The organism is Pseudomonas sp. B26(2017) (genome assembly GCF_002113045.1).
GTDB lineage: Bacteria > Pseudomonadota > Gammaproteobacteria > Pseudomonadales > Pseudomonadaceae > Aquipseudomonas.
Genome location: NZ_NEJJ01000018.1, coordinates 132,670 through 150,715, shown reverse-complemented (window position 1 = coordinate 150,715; position 18,046 = coordinate 132,670). Strand labels below are relative to the sequence as shown.

The 18,046-nt window shown below is 58.9% G+C and carries 19 protein-coding genes and 1 pseudogene; 9 read left to right on the top strand and 11 right to left on the bottom strand.

Translation table 11 applies throughout. The annotated features are described in order from the left end of the window. On the bottom strand, positions 1-405 hold the full coding sequence (locus CAF79_RS24290; RefSeq protein WP_085700678.1) for a DUF2177 family protein: 405 nt from the start codon (positions 403-405) through the stop codon (positions 1-3). A 45-nt stretch (positions 406-450) separates the two neighbouring features. Further along, a complete protein-coding gene (locus CAF79_RS24285) occupies positions 451-1,287 on the bottom strand; it encodes a S1 RNA-binding domain-containing protein (protein WP_085700664.1) in 837 nt (278 codons plus the stop codon). Positions 1,288-1,638: 351 nt separating this feature from the next. Here CAF79_RS24285 and CAF79_RS24280 point away from each other — a divergent pair, with 351 nt between their 5' ends. The 3 genes from CAF79_RS24280 to CAF79_RS24270 all read left to right on the top strand — a co-directional run bounded on the left by CAF79_RS24280 (position 1,639) and on the right by CAF79_RS24270 (position 3,707). Beyond that, positions 1,639-1,827, top strand: a complete 189-nt coding sequence (locus CAF79_RS24280; RefSeq protein ID WP_016985943.1) for a hypothetical protein — start codon at positions 1,639-1,641, stop codon at positions 1,825-1,827. Positions 1,828-2,043: 216 nt separating this feature from the next. Then, on the top strand, positions 2,044-2,760 hold the full coding sequence (locus CAF79_RS24275) for a TorF family putative porin (RefSeq protein ID WP_085700663.1): 717 nt from the start codon (positions 2,044-2,046) through the stop codon (positions 2,758-2,760). A 77-nt stretch (positions 2,761-2,837) separates the two neighbouring features. Then, positions 2,838-3,707: a DUF6279 family lipoprotein gene (locus CAF79_RS24270; RefSeq protein WP_085700662.1), complete on the top strand. Its 870-nt coding sequence runs from the start codon at positions 2,838-2,840 to the stop codon at positions 3,705-3,707. 54 nt (positions 3,708-3,761) lie between these two features. On the opposite strand, the gene CAF79_RS24265 is transcribed toward CAF79_RS24270, so the two are convergent. Continuing rightward, positions 3,762-4,154: a transcriptional regulator gene (locus tag CAF79_RS24265; RefSeq protein ID WP_085700661.1), complete on the bottom strand. Its 393-nt coding sequence runs from the start codon at positions 4,152-4,154 to the stop codon at positions 3,762-3,764. 176 nt (positions 4,155-4,330) lie between these two features. On the opposite strand from CAF79_RS24265, the gene CAF79_RS24260 reads away from it, so the two are divergent. The 4 genes from CAF79_RS24260 (at position 4,331) to CAF79_RS24245 (ending at position 6,868) form a co-directional block, all read left to right on the top strand. Continuing rightward, entirely contained in the window at positions 4,331-5,065 is a 735-nt protein-coding gene (locus CAF79_RS24260) for a thioredoxin family protein (protein ID WP_085700660.1), read from the top strand. Positions 5,066-5,145: 80 nt separating this feature from the next. Next, a complete protein-coding gene (locus CAF79_RS24255) occupies positions 5,146-5,421 on the top strand; it encodes a hypothetical protein (protein WP_085700659.1) in 276 nt (91 codons plus the stop codon). 250 nt (positions 5,422-5,671) lie between these two features. Next, on the top strand, positions 5,672-6,256 hold the full coding sequence (locus CAF79_RS24250; protein WP_085700658.1) for a papain-like cysteine protease family protein: 585 nt from the start codon (positions 5,672-5,674) through the stop codon (positions 6,254-6,256). A 12-nt stretch (positions 6,257-6,268) separates the two neighbouring features. Next, on the top strand, positions 6,269-6,868 hold the full coding sequence (locus CAF79_RS24245) for a hypothetical protein (protein ID WP_085700657.1): 600 nt from the start codon (positions 6,269-6,271) through the stop codon (positions 6,866-6,868). 61 nt (positions 6,869-6,929) lie between these two features. Here the strand turns inward: CAF79_RS24245 and CAF79_RS24240 are convergent, their stop codons facing one another. After that, positions 6,930-8,270 carry a DEAD/DEAH box helicase gene (locus tag CAF79_RS24240; protein WP_085700656.1) on the bottom strand — a complete coding sequence of 447 codons (1,341 nt, stop codon included), beginning with the start codon at positions 8,268-8,270 and terminating at the stop codon, positions 6,930-6,932. Between the two features lie 191 nt (positions 8,271-8,461). Here CAF79_RS24240 and CAF79_RS24235 point away from each other — a divergent pair, with 191 nt between their 5' ends. Then, positions 8,462-9,760, top strand: a complete 1,299-nt coding sequence (locus tag CAF79_RS24235) for a mechanosensitive ion channel family protein (RefSeq protein WP_085700655.1) — start codon at positions 8,462-8,464, stop codon at positions 9,758-9,760. A gap of 147 nt (positions 9,761-9,907) precedes the next feature. Here the strand turns inward: CAF79_RS24235 and CAF79_RS24230 are convergent, their stop codons facing one another. Then, entirely contained in the window at positions 9,908-10,549 is a 642-nt protein-coding gene (locus tag CAF79_RS24230; protein WP_007956548.1) for a hydrolase, read from the bottom strand. A gap of 170 nt (positions 10,550-10,719) precedes the next feature. Between CAF79_RS24230 and CAF79_RS24225 the strand changes: the two genes are divergently transcribed. After that, positions 10,720-11,607, top strand: coding sequence for a LysR family transcriptional regulator (locus CAF79_RS24225; protein WP_085700654.1), 888 nt, complete (start codon positions 10,720-10,722; stop codon positions 11,605-11,607). Here CAF79_RS24225 and CAF79_RS29550 read toward each other — a convergent pair. The 6 genes and pseudogenes from CAF79_RS29550 to CAF79_RS24200 form a co-directional block, all read right to left on the bottom strand. Then, positions 11,570-12,031, bottom strand: coding sequence for an S-type pyocin domain-containing protein (locus CAF79_RS29550; RefSeq protein ID WP_256579484.1), 462 nt, complete (start codon positions 12,029-12,031; stop codon positions 11,570-11,572). The genes CAF79_RS24225 and CAF79_RS29550 overlap by 38 nt on opposite strands. A 934-nt stretch (positions 12,032-12,965) precedes the next feature. After that, positions 12,966-13,160, bottom strand: a pseudogene (locus CAF79_RS29545) (bacteriocin immunity protein); the annotation flags it as partial. An 83-nt stretch (positions 13,161-13,243) separates the two neighbouring features. Then, complete coding sequence (locus CAF79_RS24215) at positions 13,244-13,522, bottom strand: bacteriocin immunity protein (RefSeq protein ID WP_085700653.1); 279 nt, start codon at positions 13,520-13,522, stop codon at positions 13,244-13,246. Continuing rightward, positions 13,519-16,176 carry an S-type pyocin domain-containing protein gene (locus tag CAF79_RS24210; protein ID WP_085700652.1) on the bottom strand — a complete coding sequence of 886 codons (2,658 nt, stop codon included), beginning with the start codon at positions 16,174-16,176 and terminating at the stop codon, positions 13,519-13,521. Before CAF79_RS24210 ends, CAF79_RS24215 begins: the two co-directional genes overlap by 4 nt. A gap of 98 nt (positions 16,177-16,274) precedes the next feature. Next, positions 16,275-17,141: a carboxylate/amino acid/amine transporter gene (locus CAF79_RS24205; RefSeq protein WP_085700651.1), complete on the bottom strand. Its 867-nt coding sequence runs from the start codon at positions 17,139-17,141 to the stop codon at positions 16,275-16,277. A gap of 280 nt (positions 17,142-17,421) precedes the next feature. Further along, positions 17,422-18,021: an FMN-dependent NADH-azoreductase gene (locus tag CAF79_RS24200; protein WP_007956545.1), complete on the bottom strand. Its 600-nt coding sequence runs from the start codon at positions 18,019-18,021 to the stop codon at positions 17,422-17,424. Positions 18,022-18,046 lie beyond the last annotated feature (25 nt).

Genomic DNA, 18,046 nt, shown 5'->3' with positions numbered 1-18,046 from the left:
TCAGCGGGCTGATCTGCCAAACCGGCCAGCCACAACAAATCCGACCGAACAAGCCAGCGCCGTGGCAAACGTCCCCCAGGCCCAATCCATCAGCGACACCTGCGCCGACCAGCCGCGCAGCGTCGCCCAGTTGGTCAGGTCGTAAGTGCCATAAGCGACCAGCCCTAGCAGCGCCCCCATCCGGGCGGCGCGTTGCCAGGTCAGCGACGGCATCACCACAAACACCACACAGCCGAAAACGTACAGGCAATAAAAAACCGTTGCCGGCACCAGCAACGGTTTGTCGAGCATCAGCGAACCGAGCAGTTCGCGATAGGTCGGCGCCATCAACACACCGAGCCAGAGCCCGTCGAGCAAAAGAAACGTCAGCAGCGTGGCGACGTAGGCAATCAGTGCTTTTTTCATCTGCCCGACCTCGAGTGAGCCCATGCAACATGGGCCACGGGAGACTCAGGTTAGTTCAATGCGATCGGCGTGAATGACGATCTTGCCTTCCTTGTACAAGGAACCGATGGCCTTTTTGAAGTTGCCCTTGCTGACACCGAACAGGCTGCTGATCAGCGCCGGATCGCTCTTGTCGCTGACGGCCAGGGTGCCGTTGCTTTCGCGCAACTTGGCGAGGATCTTCGAACTCAGGCTGCTGGCCGCTTCCTGCCCTACCGGTTGCAGGCTCAGGCTGATCTTGCCGTCGGCACGCACTTCCTTGATGAAACCTTTCTCGCGCATGCCGGAACGCATGAACTTGAAGATTTCGTTCTTGTGAATCAGACCCCAATGCTTGTTGTTGATGACTGCCTTGAAACCCATGTCGGTGGCTTCGGCCACCAGCAGATCAACTTCCTGGCCCACGCTGTAATTGGCCGGGGTCTTGTCCAGATAACGATCCAGGCGCGCGGTGGCGGTGATGCGACGGGTGTGCTTGTCGAGGTAGACGTGCACCACGCAGTACTCGCCAGCGGTCATCTGGCGTTTTTCTTCGGAGTAAGGCAGCAGCAGATCCTTCGGCAGACCCCAGTCGAGGAACACGCCGATGCTGTTGACTTCAACAACTTTCAAACTGGCAAATTCACCGACCTGAACTTTTGGTTTTTCAGTGGTGGCAATAAGTTTGTCATCGCTGTCCAGATAAACAAAAACATTGAGCCAGTCTTCATCTTCGCTGGGAATATCTTTGGGGATATAACGGTTGGGCAAAAGAATTTCGCCGTCGGCACCGCCGTCCAGATATAAACCGAAGTTAGTGTGTTTAACCACTTGCAAACTGTTGTAACGCCCGACTAAAGCCATTTCCAATACCCTCATTGCGTGGGCGGCATTCTACCCGGTTTTGCCGGGTTCGTTGGTCGCCAGATCGGACCACCGAATGAAAATCCATGGGAAGCCTTGATTTTCCTGGATTTCGCGCCGCACGTGTGCCATTCGTCAGGCCAGCATGACGGGTTTCGCCTGGTCCCGACGTAGCGCGGCATCCTCATATCGAATAAATGTTGTTATTTAAAACAGCGGGTTAGCGGGATATTTCGAATAATTAATCAAGAATAATCCACCTGCCCGCTGGGTTATTCCGGGGGATATTTACCAAGCAATTGTCAACTTATTCCTGTACGATGCCTGGCCGAGTTACTTTTCTACAGGTTAATGGCCGCCATGCGTGTAAAAGCATCCACCAGCAAAGCAAAGCCAGCTCCAGCCGTTGAAACCAGCGAATCGATCAACGATCAGATCGCTGCATTCCTCAAGTCCGGCGGCGAGATCCAGCAAATTGCCAAGGGCGTCAGCGGCCAGACGTTCGGCCCGTCCAAGCAGATCAGCCTGGGCAAGAAATAACGCCCCGCAGCACACCTGTCCAAAGGCGCTTTGAGCTTCGAAGCGTCTGGACCGGATCCCTCGCAAGACCTCTCTGGCGTTTAACCAAACAATCAAAACTACAGAAATCGACGAACGGCCATCGATGCCGATCATTCGCCGGTATCCTTGCACGCGTCTGGATCAAGCGTTTCAGCAGGTTTATCCGCCCTGCGCTCGCTGCTCACGGAGTGACGCATGCTCAAATATTCCTGTTTATTACTTATAGGCCTTCTGGCGAGCCCGGCGGCGCACGCGCAGATTTTCCAGCGTGAGCTCGGCGATTTCGACCTCAAGCTCGGCACCACGCCCAGCCGCAGCATGGCTCAGGGGCTGGTCAAACCTTCGGCGGTCGGCTCGTTTCACGGCGGCCTGGACCTGAGCCACGACAGCGGCCTGTATGTCGGCCAGTACGCACCGAGCATGGGTCTCACGCCGGGGAAGAATCTCGAAATCGATTCTTACATCGGCTTTAAACAACCTTTCGATCAGACCCTCGGCTACGAAGTCGGGATGATCCATTACAGCTATCCCAAGGTCGACACCCTCGACAGCCAGGAACTGTTCGGTGGCCTGACCCTGCTCGGCAGCCGGATCGGCATCGCCCTGAGCAACGATCCGGATAAACAGAACAACACCCTGTTTGCCGACCTCGGCGGCAATGAGCCGTTCGGCATCGGGATCAGCATGAAATACACCACCCATCAGCTCAACACGCCGGTCTCGGTTGACGGGGGTTATGTCAGCAGTTTTACCGATTGGTCGGTGAAATTTTCCCGCCCGTTCATGGGCATCGACCTTGACCTCATCTACAGCAACTCCAGCCTCAGCGGCAGCGACTGCTCAGCCTATTCCGGGCATAACAGTCAGTGCGACGGGCTGGTCACGCTCAAGGCCGAACGCGCGTTCTATTGATTGGCTGAACTGCCGGGTCCATCCTGCGTTCACATGAGAATCAGACCCTCAAGGCTGGCTTTCGCAAGGACTCGCCCATGTCTAGCTGGTTCAAACGCCTCGCCGTTCTACTGATCCTGACCCTCGCCCTCGGTGCCTGCAGCCGTGTCGGGCTGGCCTATCGCAATCTCGACGTGATCATTCCGTGGACGCTCAGCGACTACCTGGACATGAACGGCGAGCAGAAAGGCTGGTTCAACGAGCGCCTCAAGGAACATTTGAGCTGGCACTGCACCACGCAGTTGCCGGGTTATCTCGACTGGCTCGATCGCCTGCAAACCATGGTCGAGACCAATCAGGTCACCGACGACGCCCTCCAGGCCCGTACCGAAGAAGCCAAGCAGGCGATCGCCGAAACCGCCCGGGAAATCACCCCGTCGGCGATTGAATTGCTGCAAGGGCTGGACGACCGGCAAGTTGCCGAGATGAACGATGCCTTCGCCAAGGACCTGCAAAAGCGCCAGAAGGAATATCTCAAACCGCCGCTGTCGCAGCAGATTGCCGAACGTGGCGCGCGCATGGACAAGCGTCTCAACGACTGGCTCGGCCCGTTGAGTCCTGCTCAAGAGCAACGCGTGATGGCCTGGTCAACTGCACTGGGCGATCAGAATACTCAGTGGATCGCCAACCGCGCCCATTGGCAGAAGCAGTTCAGCGCGGCGGTGGCGCAACGAAAAAGTCCTGAATTCCCACAGCGGATCGAGACGCTTCTGGTCAATCGTGAGCGTTTATGGACAACGGATTACCAAAAGGCCTACGCCAATACCGAGGCGCAGGCCCGTTCGCTGTTCGTCGATCTGATGGCTGACAGTACGCCGCAGCAAAGGCAGCGCCTGTTGAAAAAGATCGAGGGGGTGCGCAAGGACTTCAATGATTTGAAGTGCCTGAAGGCTGCGCAGAAGAGCTGAGACGCCGCAGAAAGTGGGAGCGAGCAAGTTCGCTCCCACTTTTTGTACAAAGCCTCAGGCAATCTGCGCCTTGGAAGCGACCTCATCGAACGTCAGCTCATCCAGCGCATCTTCTTGGTCATCCAGCACTTCACGCGGGTGATCATTGCCGGGAATGCTGCTGTCGATAAGGCTCAGCAGGCTGGAGCCGCGCGGGGTCAGGCTGAAGTTATTGCCGGTGCTGCCTTCGTCATCGCCACGGGGCTGGATGTAACCGCGCAACAGCAGCAGTTGCTCATAGTCGCAGGCCAGCGTTTTCAGGTGATCCAGATTCTCGATCGGCTGGCCCGCCGCCGCTTTTTCCGCCGCGTAGTCTTCGGCAAAAGACCGTGGCGCAAAGCTGTGGCCCGCGCCGTTTTGCACTTCATGCAGCAGGCGTTCAATCAAATCCCAGTTATAAGTCGTCATCCTGATTCAACCTCCGGTGCGCGTGATTTTTTGGCGCGTTCACAGGTTGTGACCGGAGCGTTGCGCCACCGTTCAGGATTATTCGGCGCCCCGACCGACCGGCGGTCTGTCGATTCCCCGGCGTGTTGAACGACTAGTCTGAGACAGACGGCTTCAACCCCGCAGGAGAAATCATCATGAACGTTGAGAATCATCCGGTGGTATCGCGCGAAGAATGGCTCGCCGCCCGCAAGCAGCATCTGGCCGATGAAAAAGCCTTTACCAGGGAACGCGACCGCCTCAGCGCCAAACGCCGCGCCCTGCCCTGGGTGAAGGTCGACAAGGATTACCGCTTCATGGGACCGAACGGCGAAATAAAGCTCGCGGATCTGTTCGGCAAACACAGCCAACTCGTCGTCTACCACTTCATGTTCGCCAAGGGCTGGGAAGAAGGCTGCCCGGGCTGTTCATTCCTCAGCGACCACATCGACGGCGCCAACCTGCACCTGGCCCATCACGACATTGCGCTTGTGGCGGTGTCCCACGCACCGTTCGCCGAATTCCAGGCGTTCAAGCGGCGGATGGGCTGGAAGTTCGACTGGGTGTCGTCGGACGGTTGCGATTTCAACTACGACTTTGGCGTGTGCGCCCGCGCTGAAGATGTTGAAGCAGGCAAGGCTACGTACAACTACGAAAAGACCGACAGCGCCGAGGAAGAGATGCCCGGGCTCAGCGTGTTTTATCGCGCCGACAACGGCGAAATCTTCCATACCTACTCAACCTACGCCCGAGGGCTGGACATGCTGGTCGGCGCCTACAACTACCTCGACCTCACGCCCAAAGGCCGGAATGAGGACGAAATCATGGAGTGGGTGCGGCATCATGACCGGTATGACGAGGCAGCAAAATCCAGTTGCTGCCATGGTGACTGAGCCCCAAACACACTGAACTTTTCACGGGTGACAGCCCTCAACCGGTTAACCCGCCTTAACCGGAACTGAGGCCTGCCCCCATGAAAACCCTGCTCAAACTCACTCTCGCCGCCACGCTCGCCTGCGCCCTGCCCGTCTGGGCCTGTACGCCGGAAGAAGCCACCGCCAAACGCGAACAACTGGCCCAGGAAGTCGCGAAGCTCACCGAGCAAAACCCGACCAAGGCCAAGGAAATCAACGCCGAGTTGCAGAAAATGGACCTGGGCACGGCCTCCGCCGATCTGCCGGACAAATGCCAGTTGATCGATCAGCGCTTGAAGGAACTGGGTTCGGCCGAGAAGAAAAGCGAGGGGTAACACCCGCTCAGACAACGGCAGGCTTTGGCATCGATCAGGCTAAATCGATACCAAAGCCTGCTTCCTTTTACCTGGAAATTTGCATTAGTGCATTTTGTTATTTGCATAAATGCATATTCAGACCTAGGGTTACCCCGAGCCTGATCGGGCCCCGCCATCGGAGATGGCAACCGTTGAACACCGATTGCTCGGCAATACCGTTATCCCCGCAAATGCGGAACGTTTGTTTTCATTCATGGAGGATTGAAAAATGTTAACCACTGAAACAACGGCATTCACCGGCAATACCCTGCCCGAATGTCTGATCGGCCATCTGCTCGACCCGCAACTGGTCGAGGTCGAAACGGCTTTACAACAACGCGATCTGGCGGCCGCCAGCCTGAACTTCACGATGCAGCAACAAACCCGGACCAACTGGTGCTGGGCCGCCGCTTCCGCCTCGGTCGGCAATTATTACGGCACCGGGTCCTGGACCCAATGCGCCGTTGCCAGCGCCGCGCTGGATCGCAATTGCTGCAATCAGCCGGGGCCGTGCAACGTGTACGGCTATCTGGACGTTGCGCTGAAGATCACCCGCAGTTTCAACGGCATGAATTCGGGTTCGCTGCAGATGTCGGCCATTCAGAACCAGATCAACATGGGCCGCCCGATCGGCCTGCGCTGTGCCTGGTACGGCGGCGGTGCGCACTTCCTGACAATCTATGGCACCAATGGCAACTACGTGCTGGTCGCGGATTCGATCTACGGCTATTCGACCCGTGCACTGAACTCGTTCCCCGGTTCCTACAACGGCGGCGGCAACTGGACCCACACTTACTTCACGGCAAAAAATTAGGAGGGCGACATCATGCAACTGACTTATCCAAAGGCGCCTTCCAACGGCGTGCAGACATTGCGTCCGGTGCTGCAGGCTGCGTTGCAGACCCAGGGTTTTGGCGTCAATCGCCAGTTCGCCAGTGCTGCGCCCGCCGGGATCAGCCTCAGCGAAGCCTATCGCGGCTATTCGCTCAGTCTTGACGACTTGAGCCAAGGCAAAGGCCTGAAGCAAGCGCGAGTGGGCGACTGGCATTACCTGGTGTTTTCCGGCGGGGTGTCGATTGCCGATGCGCAATTGGCCGAAGTACGCGGTCACGTCGAGTTTGCCTCGTTGAACCACGGTAACCTGGCGAGCGCCACGGTGGATGCGCTGAAACTGGCGGAGCAATCGCCGCAACTGCAGGGCAAAACCGTCGAACTGCGGATGCTGTTTGTGTCGGCGCTGCACCTCGTGGCGATCTGGCTGCACGCGGCGGGCGAAGACGTGCTGATCCCGATCGAGCCAACCCCCAAGGAACTGGCACTGACCGGGCTGTACAGCGAGGCCGCCCTGCTCGCTCAGCTCAAACCGGCAGCCGATCAGGCCAAGCGGCGCTTTGATGCCGACACCACTGGTCTGCTGGGTAGTTGATAAACGCTGGCAATAAAAACCCGGACCATGTCCGGGTTTTTCTTTGCGTGCCTGAAACGGCTTATTCAGCCGCCGGCGCTGTCGGCTTGCGGCGCTTCAGCGGGGCCATGCCGTCACTGCTCACCAGAGAGTCCGGCTTTGGACGGTTGGCGCTCTTGCGCTTGGTCGGGGTCTTGGCGGCGGTTTTCTTCTTGTCACCCTTGGCGTCGGTCTTTTTCTTCTTCACGCCGACGGCTTTGCCCGAGGCCTTGACCTTTTTCGGCCCACCGTAGGTGCCTTTGACTTCCTTGATGGTGCGGCGCTCGAAGCTCTGCTTCAGATAGCGCTCGATGCTCGACATCAGGTTCCAGTCGCCATGGCAGATCAGCGAAATCGCCAGACCGTCGTTGCCGGCACGGCCGGTACGACCGATGCGGTGCACGTATTCGTCACCGCTGCGTGGCATGTCGAAGTTGATCACCAGATCCAGACCGTCAACGTCCAGACCACGGGCCGCCACATCGGTGGCCACCAGAATCTTCACGCCGCCCTGCTTCAAACGGTCGATCGCCAGTTTGCGATCCTTCTGGTCTTTCTCGCCGTGCAGCACGAACGCCTTGTATTCCTGAGCGACGAGGCGACCATAGATGCGGTCGGCCATGGCCCGGGTGTTGGTGAAGACGATGGCCTTCTGGTAGGTCTCGTTGGCCAGCAGCCAGTTCACTATCTGTTCTTTGTGCTGGTTGTGGTCGGCGGTGATGATCTGCTGACGGGTGGTGTCGTTCAGCTGGCTGACCGCGTTGAGCTGCAGGTGCTCAGGATTGTTCAGCACCTTGGCGATCATCTCGCGCAGGCCGGAACCACCGGTGGTGGCGGAGAACAGCATGGTCTGCTGACGGTTCGGGCATTCGTCGACCAGACGCTGCACGTCTTCGGCGAAACCCATGTCGAGCATGCGGTCGGCTTCGTCGAGCACCAGCACTTCGACTTCCTTGAGGTCGAGGTTGCCGGCGTTCAGTTGCTCGATCAACCGGCCCGGGGTGCCGATCAGGATGTCCGGCACCTTGCGCAGCATGGCGGCCTGGACCTTGAAGTCTTCACCGCCGGTGATCAGGCCGGACTTGATGAAAGTGAACTGCGAAAAGCGCTCGACTTCCTTCAGGGTCTGCTGGGCCAGCTCGCGGGTCGGCAGCAGGATCAGGGTCTTGATGCTGACGCGGATCTTGGCCGGGCCGATCAGGCGGTTGAGGATCGGCAGGACGAAAGCGGCTGTCTTGCCACTACCGGTTTGTGCCGTCACCCGCAGGTCACGCCCCTGAAGCGCCAGCGGAATGGCCGCGGCTTGCACAGGCGTTGGCTCGACAAATTTCAGCTCGGCCACGGCTTTGAGCAGGCGTTCGTGCAGGGCGAATTGGGAAAACACGGGTGCTACCTCGAAGATATGCAAAAAATCAGCTGCATAGGTTACCGGTTTCGAGCGCTCAGGCCGAGTTTCTTTATGAAATACGCTGTAATCCGTGGCTTTTTTGTTGCTCGATTTGTCTCCAACGGTAATACACAGTGTCTTAAATGCTCTAATCCCCCGTCGTGTCTTACAGAAGAATCTTCTCTCTCATGGATTTCAAACAGCTCTGGCTCAACGCCCAAGACCTCTGGGGTACCCTCGAACAGCACCCGCTCCTGCACGCCGGCCTGGCTTTGATTCTGCTGCTGGTGATCGCGCTCATCCTCGGACGAGTGGCGCGCTACCTGATCCTGCACGCCAGCCGCATGCTCGGTCGCCAGCCCGCGCTGCACTGGATCAACGACTTTCGGCATAACAAGGTGTTTCAGCGTCTGGCGCAGATGACGCCGTCGCTGGTGATCCAGTTCGGCCTGCACCTGGTGCCGGAGCTGAGCAAGACCGCCACAGTGTTCCTCGGCAACGTGGCGCTGGCGTTCACCATTCTGTTCCTGCTGCTGTCGGTCAGCGCGTTGCTCAACGCCCTGCTGGATATCTACGCACGCACCGAACACGCACGCACCCGCTCGATCAAGGGTTATGTGCAACTGGCGAAAATGGTTCTGTACGTGTTCGGCGCGATCATCATCGTCGCTACCCTGATCGACCGTTCGCCGCTGTTGTTGCTGTCGGGTCTGGGTGCAATGTCGGCGGTGATCCTGTTGGTCTACAAGGACACCCTGCTGTCATTCGTCGCCAGCGTGCAACTGACCAGCAACGACATGCTGCGGGTCGGCGACTGGATCGAAATGCCGCAGGTCGGCGCCGATGGCGATGTGGTGGATATCACGCTGCACACGGTCAAGGTGCAGAACTTCGACAAGACCATCGTCTCGATCCCGACCTGGCGCCTGATGTCCGAGTCGTTCAGAAACTGGCGCGGCATGCAGCAGTCGGGTGGGCGACGGATCAAACGCAGCCTGTTCATCGACGCCAGCGGTGTGCGCTTCATCCGCGACGATGAAGAAGAAAAACTCTCCCAGGTGCACCTGCTGACCGCGTACATGGGCCGCAAGAAAGCCGAGCTCAAGGCCTGGAACGAAGCGCAGGGCAACGTCGCGGCAATGTCGGCCAACCGCCGGCGCATGACCAACATCGGCACATTCCGCGCCTACGCGCTGGCCTATCTGAAGAGTCATCCGGAGATCCAGCCGAACATGACCTGCATGGTCCGCCAGATGCAGACCACGGCCCAGGGCATTCCGCTGGAAATCTACTGCTTTACCACCACCACGGTGTGGGCCGATTACGAGCGGATCCAGGGGGATATCTTCGATTACCTGCTGGCGGTGCTGCCGGAGTTTGGATTGAGCCTCTATCAGCAGCCGAGCGGCGGGGATTTGCGTTCCGGGATATTGCCGGCAGTCCTTGGCGCAAGCCACACTCCACAAGCCGAAAAACATCTGATGTAAAGCCACAAAACCTGTGGGAGCGAGCTTGCTCGCGATGAGGGAGTATCAGTCACTTCATCACTGACTGAACCACCGCCTTCGCGAGCAAGTCGAACCGTCGCACCGTCACTCCCACAGGTACTGCATCTATTTCGAAATGCCGACTTGTCAGGCCTGCCGTTGCGGTGCCTTGTGCACCATGGTGTAGGCGTAATCGACGCCCATGCCGTACGCGCCGCTGTGTTCCAGCACCAGGTCCATCACCGCTTGATAAGTGTCTTTGTGCGCCCAGTCACGCTGGTACTCGAGCAGCACTTGCTGCCAGGTCACCGGCACTGCACCGGCCTGAATCATCCGCTGTACCGACATGTCATGAGCTTCTTTGGTGGTACCGCCGGACGCGTCGGTGACGATGTACACCTCGTAACCTTCGGCCAGGGCTTCCAGGGCCGGGAAGGTCAGGCAGACCTCGGTCCACAACGCGGCGATGATCAGCTTCTTGCGCCCGGTGGCCTTCACGGCGTCAACCAGCGCCTTGTCTTCCCAGGAGTTCATCGAGGTGCGCTCGATCGGCTTCTGCTCCGGGTGTACCGCCAGCAGTTCAGGCCAGATGTAGCCGCTGAAGCTTTCGGTTTCGACCGAGGTGTAGATGGTCGGTACGTTGAAGATCTTCGCTGCCTTGGCCAGGCCGACGGTGTTGTTCTTCAGGGTCTGACGGTCGATCGACTGCACGCCGAAAGCCATTTGTGGCTGGTGGTCGATCAGGATCAGGGCGGAGTTGGTTGGGTTCAGCAGTTCACGGATAGACATGGCGCGTTCCTTTTGATGTCGATTCAAAGTTTCGATTGGGTATTGGGTGAGTCGAGGCGTTTTGCCGTCTTCGGCGTTGTTGTCTCGGCTTGGATGTCACTTTAGGGGCTAGCCGATAAAGGGACAATTCCCTAAAATCGAGAATCATTGATTCCAAAAAAGGGACAATCATGGATCGCATCGAATGCATGCGCGCCTTCGTGGTGACGGTCGGCGAGAACGGCTTCGCGGCCGCCGCCCGGGCCATGGACGTGCCCCGGTCGAAAGTCAGCAAACAGATTCAGGCGCTGGAAGAAGCCATCGGCGTACAACTGCTGCAACGCACCACCCGCAGCCTGCACCTGACCGAGGCAGGCGCCGAGTATTTCGAAGCGGCGCGGGAAGTGATTGCGGCACTGGACGAGGCCGAGCAGCGGGCACGGGACGGGGTGGGCGAATTGCGCGGGGTGTTGCGGGTCAACGCACCAATGTCGTTCGGCCTGCGGCGGCTGGGCAAACTGATTCCGCTGTTCCACGAGCAGCACCCGAATATCGAGCTGCAACTGGTGCTCAGCGACCAACAGGTCGATCCGGTGCGCGGCGGGTTCGATGTGACAATCCGCATTGCTAGCATGCCCGACTCGACCATGATCGCCCGGCAACTGGCGCCGGCCCCACGCATCATGGTCGCCTCCCCCGCTTATCTCGAACGTGCGGGCACACCGCAGACACCGCAGGATCTGCGCTCACATCAATGCTTGAACTACGGTTATCTGCAAAGCGGCGTCAGCCTGCAACTGTGCAACGGCAAGGAGACCCAGCGCGTCAACGTCACCGGGCCGCTGCACGCCAACAACGGCGACTTGCTGGCGCAAGCGGCCGAGGCCGGCATGGGCATTGCGCTGCTGCCGGACTTCATCGTCGAAGAAGCGCTGGCGGCCGGGCGACTGGTGCCGGTGCTGTGCGAATGGCAAGCTCCGGCGATCACCATCAACGCGGTGTATTCGTCTGCGCGGCGGGTGCCGCAGAAGACGCGCGCGTTTATCGAGTTTCTGGTGGGGCAACTGGCGCCGGAGTAGTGCTGGCTGCCTGGGCAAACTCAAGTGGATTCCTGAACATGACATACACAGGATCCAGGCCCGACTCCGCAGGGAACACCACGACATAGTCATCGAAGACCACGGTTGAGGATTCGGTGAATGTTTCCAGTAACGGCACCGCTGCCGAGCGCAGGAATTCCAGGCGATGATAGGCGAACGCTGTCCGTTTCGGGGAATTCTCATCTGCGACCGAAGGAACCCAACTCACAGTCAGCGGAGCGACGCCTTCAGCCGTGAACGAGTAGGTTTGCGTGTTCACACTCCAGGCTGCCGGGCGAACTCTGACACCCGATGACGGGGTCCCCGTATTCGCCGGTGAAAGGGCCACCTGGTGCACGGTCTCGATTTCTCTGATGCCCAGGGACAAGGTTCCGGGCGGAACGGTACCGGTGCCGCTGCTCATTCTGAACGGGACATCGACCGCAGCCTGCGTTTGCGCAAGGTAATGCCAATCCCGCCCTTTCAACCGGTAAAAGCTCCGCCAGCGGAACGCAAACCCCGAACCGGCCCACCTCGGCGCGACTGCGAAACTCAAATTGCAGCACAGCGGCATATTGCCCTTGGTGCGTCGGAGCACTGGAGGTGATCTGCCAGGTGAACTCCGCCACCGCCGAACGAATGGCCTTTTGCAGTTCGACGCGATGGTTTTCCAACGGTGGCGACAGTGCGCCTTCAACGATGATGGCCGGACGCGCATCGGCAAAAGCCAGAGGGGAATACATCTGAGCCCCGACATGCGCGGGCCCGAGTTGTTGCTGATTGCGCAGTCCCACAAGTTGAGTCTGCGCCCTCGTCAACAGCGCTTCAGCCTCCATTTGAAGTTGCCTGAGACGCGGATTGAAGTGATTCAACTTCGCGACATAACCGTCGAAAATGGCACTGATCTGCTGCGCAATGCTTTGCCTCTGCCCTCGCTCCGCACCTGCGTACGCGACTCCGCGCTGCGCGTTGTCTCTTTTGAGTTGCACATGCAACTGCCAGAATCGAAAGCGCTGCATGGCAAGGCGGGTATCAAATTCGCTTTCTTCCAGTGCACGGATATCCTGCTCTCGTTGGGCAATGAGCGCTTGCGTACTCAGTTGCTGGCGCAGATGGCTGATACGCGCTTGCAGGCCCGCGAGGGCCGCTTGGGCGTCGCGTTCGGAAACGGCCAGATCGGCGACGAGTTTTTGCACCTCAGCCTGAGTCTGGGCAATGCGTTGTCGGGCTATCTGCGCCTGGTCTATCGGCGCCCGCGGCGGTTGCGCAGGCGCGACCGCCGGGGAAGCGGCTTGCCCCTTGAACGCAACCCGACCCTGTTTGCGATGCCAGTCTTTAACGTAGTAAACGACCGAGCCACTGGAGTTTGGATAGGGATAATCCTTGGGGTGATAGAATAACAGATCGGCTCCTTTGGGATGACCTGAAATCCGGTCGAAATGATTGATCAATCGGTCGTGATCCGCTTTGGGCATATCGACGGCCCAGATCCGCTCGACCAGCGCCTGGAACTCCGGCTCGGTGTAATCGCCGAGGGTTGATTTGAGTTTCATGGTTTTTAACTTCCTTGTGGGTCCGCATGACACCGAAGGGCATTCAAGCGAATGCCCTCCATCCTTGGTCACTTGCTTCAAAGTTACTCAGGTTTGAAGCCAGGTTTGTTATTGAGCGCGCGCCACTCTTTCACCTCTTTCAGGATGCCTTCGGGGCTGTCTTCACGTCCCTCCTTGGGATAGAAGATGACGTCCGAGCGGTCGGGGTGTTCGGTTACCAGCTCGAAATGATCCAGTAACTTATCGGTGTACTCACCCAAAGCGTCGCCTTCAAGTGGGGTCGAGTCATCAAAAAACTCGCGGAGGAACACTAAAAACTCAGACTCCGAATAGTCCTGCAGCCTACTTTTTAAGGGAATCATTGCATCGCCCCTTTGTGTGTTTCTATATGCCGTCTTGCAGTCATGATCCGTAAATTCTCCATATCGTAAACAGCGCCACCCTTTGCAATTTCATGCTCATGATGAATTTCGAATTTCCGCCTTCCCCCAACTTGGTCAAGCCGACTCGGATAAGGGGCAGAGCCGTTATTCATTTCCTTCAAGTTTGCATTGGTGAACTGCTTACGTAATTCACCGTCGGCCGCCACAGCCCTCCAAAACGCCTCTCTGAACCGATGAAAATTGGCAAACTCCTTCCCTCTCAACTGGTCGGCAATCTGCACAGGAATTGACGCCCCTACAGTTCTCGCCGCCTCCCCCAACCAAACTCCCGTAACCGTTTTTCCGACTCCCGTCGCAACCCCCGGATCATCCCTTCGATCCAGAAACAACACATCCGGCGAAGGCAGCTCCATATCCCCCGGGAACCCCGGAATACTCGCACCCGCCTGCCCTTCATCAACAGCCGGAAACGTCTCGTTTGCCGGTAGGATCGGGATGAGCGGGTTGCCGGGATAAGCCGTGGGGGTCGAGGGGGAAATCGGTGTGGTGGTCGGCCCGAGGTGTTCGTTGCCCGGTGGCACCAGAGGGGTCCAGGTTCCAATGCCCACCGGGGGAATCGGCCATGGCTGGACGGCAGGTAGAACGCCACGTCGACCGTGGGCACTTTGCGGCACGACAATGCTGATTCGGTCGAGATTGAACGGGTTCTCACCGACTGATGCATCATCCTGAAAGCGCAGTTCGAACTCCCGGCGTTCGCCCACCCAGGTGCTTTTCGGCGCATAAGGGGCGAAACCTTGCTCGACGCGCTTTTTGTTGACCTCATCGAACTGGCTGGTGAGTGCCGATTGCTCACCCAATGTCCGCCACAGCGCGTCGCCAAATGCGCCGAACGACTGAATCTCCCGCCCACGCAACTGGTCGCCGATCTGACTGGGAATGGCTGAACCGGTGCTGCGGCTGGATGTGTTCCACCAGTCAGCCTTGGCGGTTTGCCCCTTGCCGGTGACGACGCCCGCGCCCAACGGTGGCAGGTTGAAGGACAGGTACATCGGCGCCGAACCCGGCACGCAGATGATGCAGTCCTGAATGCGCAGGTCGACGCCCTTCGGCAAGTCCTGAACAACCGGTGGCAGCAGCGCTATCCGGCCCTGGCTCGGAACCTCTTTGGTGATGCTGGCATCCGGCGTGAACTGCAGGTGTCGGGCCGGTGAGCCTGGGACTTCTGCGGTGTAGTTGCCCGTCAGCGGATCAGGCACCGCGTTGATGACCGGCACACTGGCGCTGATCTCATTACCAGTGGTGACGGCGATGACGGCGGTACCTTGTGGTACGGCCTCGGGTTTGAGCCGATAAGGCATCTCCACTGATCCGCCGGTGTCAGCAATCGAGCGCAGCGCCTGCTCATCAGAAAGCCCCAGCGCCTGGGCAGGCACGGCGACGGACTGAAACAATCGTCGTCGCTGCTCCGGTGTCAGTTCTCCATCGCCCAGCGTTGGCGAGTACACCAACCCGCCGACGAACACCGTGAGCGGCCTGGGAGCCAAAGTTGCAAGGGAAGAAAGAGAAAGATGTCTGACCGCTTGCTGTACGGCAGCCTCGATGATTTTGCCCGTTTGCTGTGCAGCGCCCTCAATGATCTTGCCCGCTTGTTGGGCAGCGCCCTCAATGATCTTGCCCGCTTGTTGGGCCGCCTGCGCCCCGGCGTTCGTCAACACCATCGCGCCGTGCGTCATCGACGACATCGGAACGGTCAGCGTATTGGCCTGCCGGGTTCGACTTACCCGCGCATCTTCATCAGCCTGTTGCTTGAATCGAACCCGTGCCTCGCGTTGCGCAGCGTATTGGCGCTGAGCCTCCCAAACCGCTTCCCTTGCACGCCAGACCACGGTCTGCTCGGCGTGATGCCTGCCCAGAGCTGCGGACTTTTCCCGCAGGGCATGGATCTGCGAGGTGAGTAATCGCGCCTCATGGGCGGCGGTGTAAGCGCTTTCCCAGATCCGGTGGCCGACGTCGAGCGCCTGGCCGAACTGGCCGAGTCGTGTCAGGTAGTCGTGGGACGTGCGCGTCAGCGGGTCATGAACATCAAAGGAAAGGGCTGCCGCGTTCTTTGCATTGAGTTCCGCGGATTTGCGGGCGAGCAGCCCGTCGATTTCGCCTTTTTCCTTCGTGATCAGGTAAAGCTGCCAACGCTCACTGTCATCGCTGTTCGGTGGCTTGCGCGAAGCGAGGACTTCTTGCTCCAGTGATGTCGAGAGTTGACTGGCCCTTTCGGCAAATCGACGATCGACCTCGGCCCTGATGGCGTCATGTCGCTGCGCCAATCCCGCCAGGAACTGCATCAGCGCTTGTTGACGCGCCTGTTCCTGAACCTGTGCGGCGGCTGCCTGTGCCTGTGCCGCTTCGGCTTGTGCCTTGGCTGTTGCCTCAGCCTGCTCTTTTTGCTTTTTTTGAAGTGCCTCGGCTTTGGCTTTGGCCTTTGCCTTCTGCTTCTTCTTGCTGACCTTGCCGAAGCCGCCCGATACCCCGCCACCGCCGCCAAAACCACCGCCCGATCCGCCACTCGAAGCGGGCGGCCCGGTTCGGATGACGACGCTTCCCGACGTTCCATCGTTGAAATTGTTCTGTGCCATACAGTCACTCCTTGTCTGTAGGGCACAGCGTGTCGATCAAGCAGTAGTCAGGTGCGGTACATAGTTATCGCGGTGGAAATAATGGGTGGAATGACAATTCAGCCAATGACTTGCGGCTTGCGAATCCCCAACCGGCTGATCCACACCGCCGCCAGAATCACGCTGCCACCGAGGAACAAACGACCCAGCTCCTCATGCTGATTCCAGATCAACAGGTTCAGCAGCAATCCCACCGGCACGTGCAGGTTGTTCATCACCGCCAGGGTGCCGCCGTTGACCAGGCACGCGCCCTTGTTCCACCAGTACAAACCGAGTGCGGTCGAGACCAGGCCAAGGAACAACAACACGCCCCATTGAAGCGGTGCTTCCGGCAGGAAGTTGGATTTGCCGAACAGCAGGAACGCCGGCAATGCCACCGCCAATGCGCCGAGGTAGAAGAAGCCGAAGCGTCGGTAGTGCGGCAGATCGCTCGGGTGTTTCGCCACCAGATGTTTGTACAGCACCTGCCCGGCGGCGTAGGTGAAGTTGGCCAGTTGCAGCAGCAAAAAGCCCATGAAGAAGTCCGGATTGATCCGGTCGTAGCGAATCACAGCCGCGCCTGCCACCGCCACCAGTGCGGCGATCAGCGCCCACGGGTTGAAGCGACGGTTCAGCGCGTCTTCGATCAGCGTCACATGCAGCGGCGTGAGGATGGTGAACAGCAACACTTCCGGCACCGTCAGTACGCGGAAGCTCAAATACAGGCAGACGTAGGTCACGCCGAACTGCAACGCGCCGATCAGCAGCATGCCGCGCATGAACGCCGGCTCCACCGAGCGCCAGCGCGTCAGCGGGATGAACACCAGCCCGGCCAGCACCACCCGCACCAGTACCGCGAAGTAACTGTCGACATGACCGGCCAGGTATTCGCCGATCAGACTGAAGGAAAACGCCTGGATCAGCGTGACAAAAAGTAGATAGCCCATGCTCGCCTCGATTTCGAATGGCGGCGACGATAGCGGTTTTTGCTTCTGATCGCGAACCCTCAGACAACGGTGGCCCCTGTGGGCGCGGGCTTGCTCCCACAGGGGATGTGCTGCGTTGCAAAAAATCCCGGGCAAAAAAAAGCCCGATCTCGCTAAAGCGTTCAATCGGGCTAGAGCACTCAGGAGCAACAAGTGCAAAGGGAGGTTCGATGCGCGTAGAGCCTTGAAGGGGTTGCGCCAGGTCACTAGAACAATCGGCGATTATCTGGCGATTAACTTATCAAGCGACCTGAGACAGTTTGGCATTGGCCTGGTTGAGGCCTTTCTCCTGGAAGTCGCCGCCCAGGTTCATGCCTTCGGCGTGGATGAAGGTCACGTCGTGGATGCCGATGAAACCCATCACCTGACGCAGGTACGGTTCCTGATGATCCGCCGGGCCGCCGGCGTAGATCCCGCCGCGAGCGGTCAGCACGTAGGCACGCTTGCCGCTGAGCAGGCCTTGCGGGCCGGTTTCGGTGTACTTGAAGGTCACACCGGCACGCAGCACGTGGTCGAGCCAGGCTTTCAGGGTGCTTGGAATCGCGAAGTTGTACATCGGCGCGGCCATCACCAGCACGTCGGCGGCGAGCAATTCATCGGTCAATTCGTTGGAACGGTCCAGCGAAGATTGCTCGCTGTCGTTGCGCTGCTCGGCGGATTTCATCCAGCCGCCCAGCAGGTTGATGTCCAGGTGCGGCACCGGGTTCACGGCGAGGTCACGAACGGTGATCTGATCGGCCGGATGCGCCGCTTTCCACTGACTGATGAAGGTCTGGGTCAGTTGACGGGAAACCGAATCTTGCTGGCGGGCACTGCTTTCGATGATCAGAACGCGGGACATGTTGTGTAGCCTCCATCCGAGAATG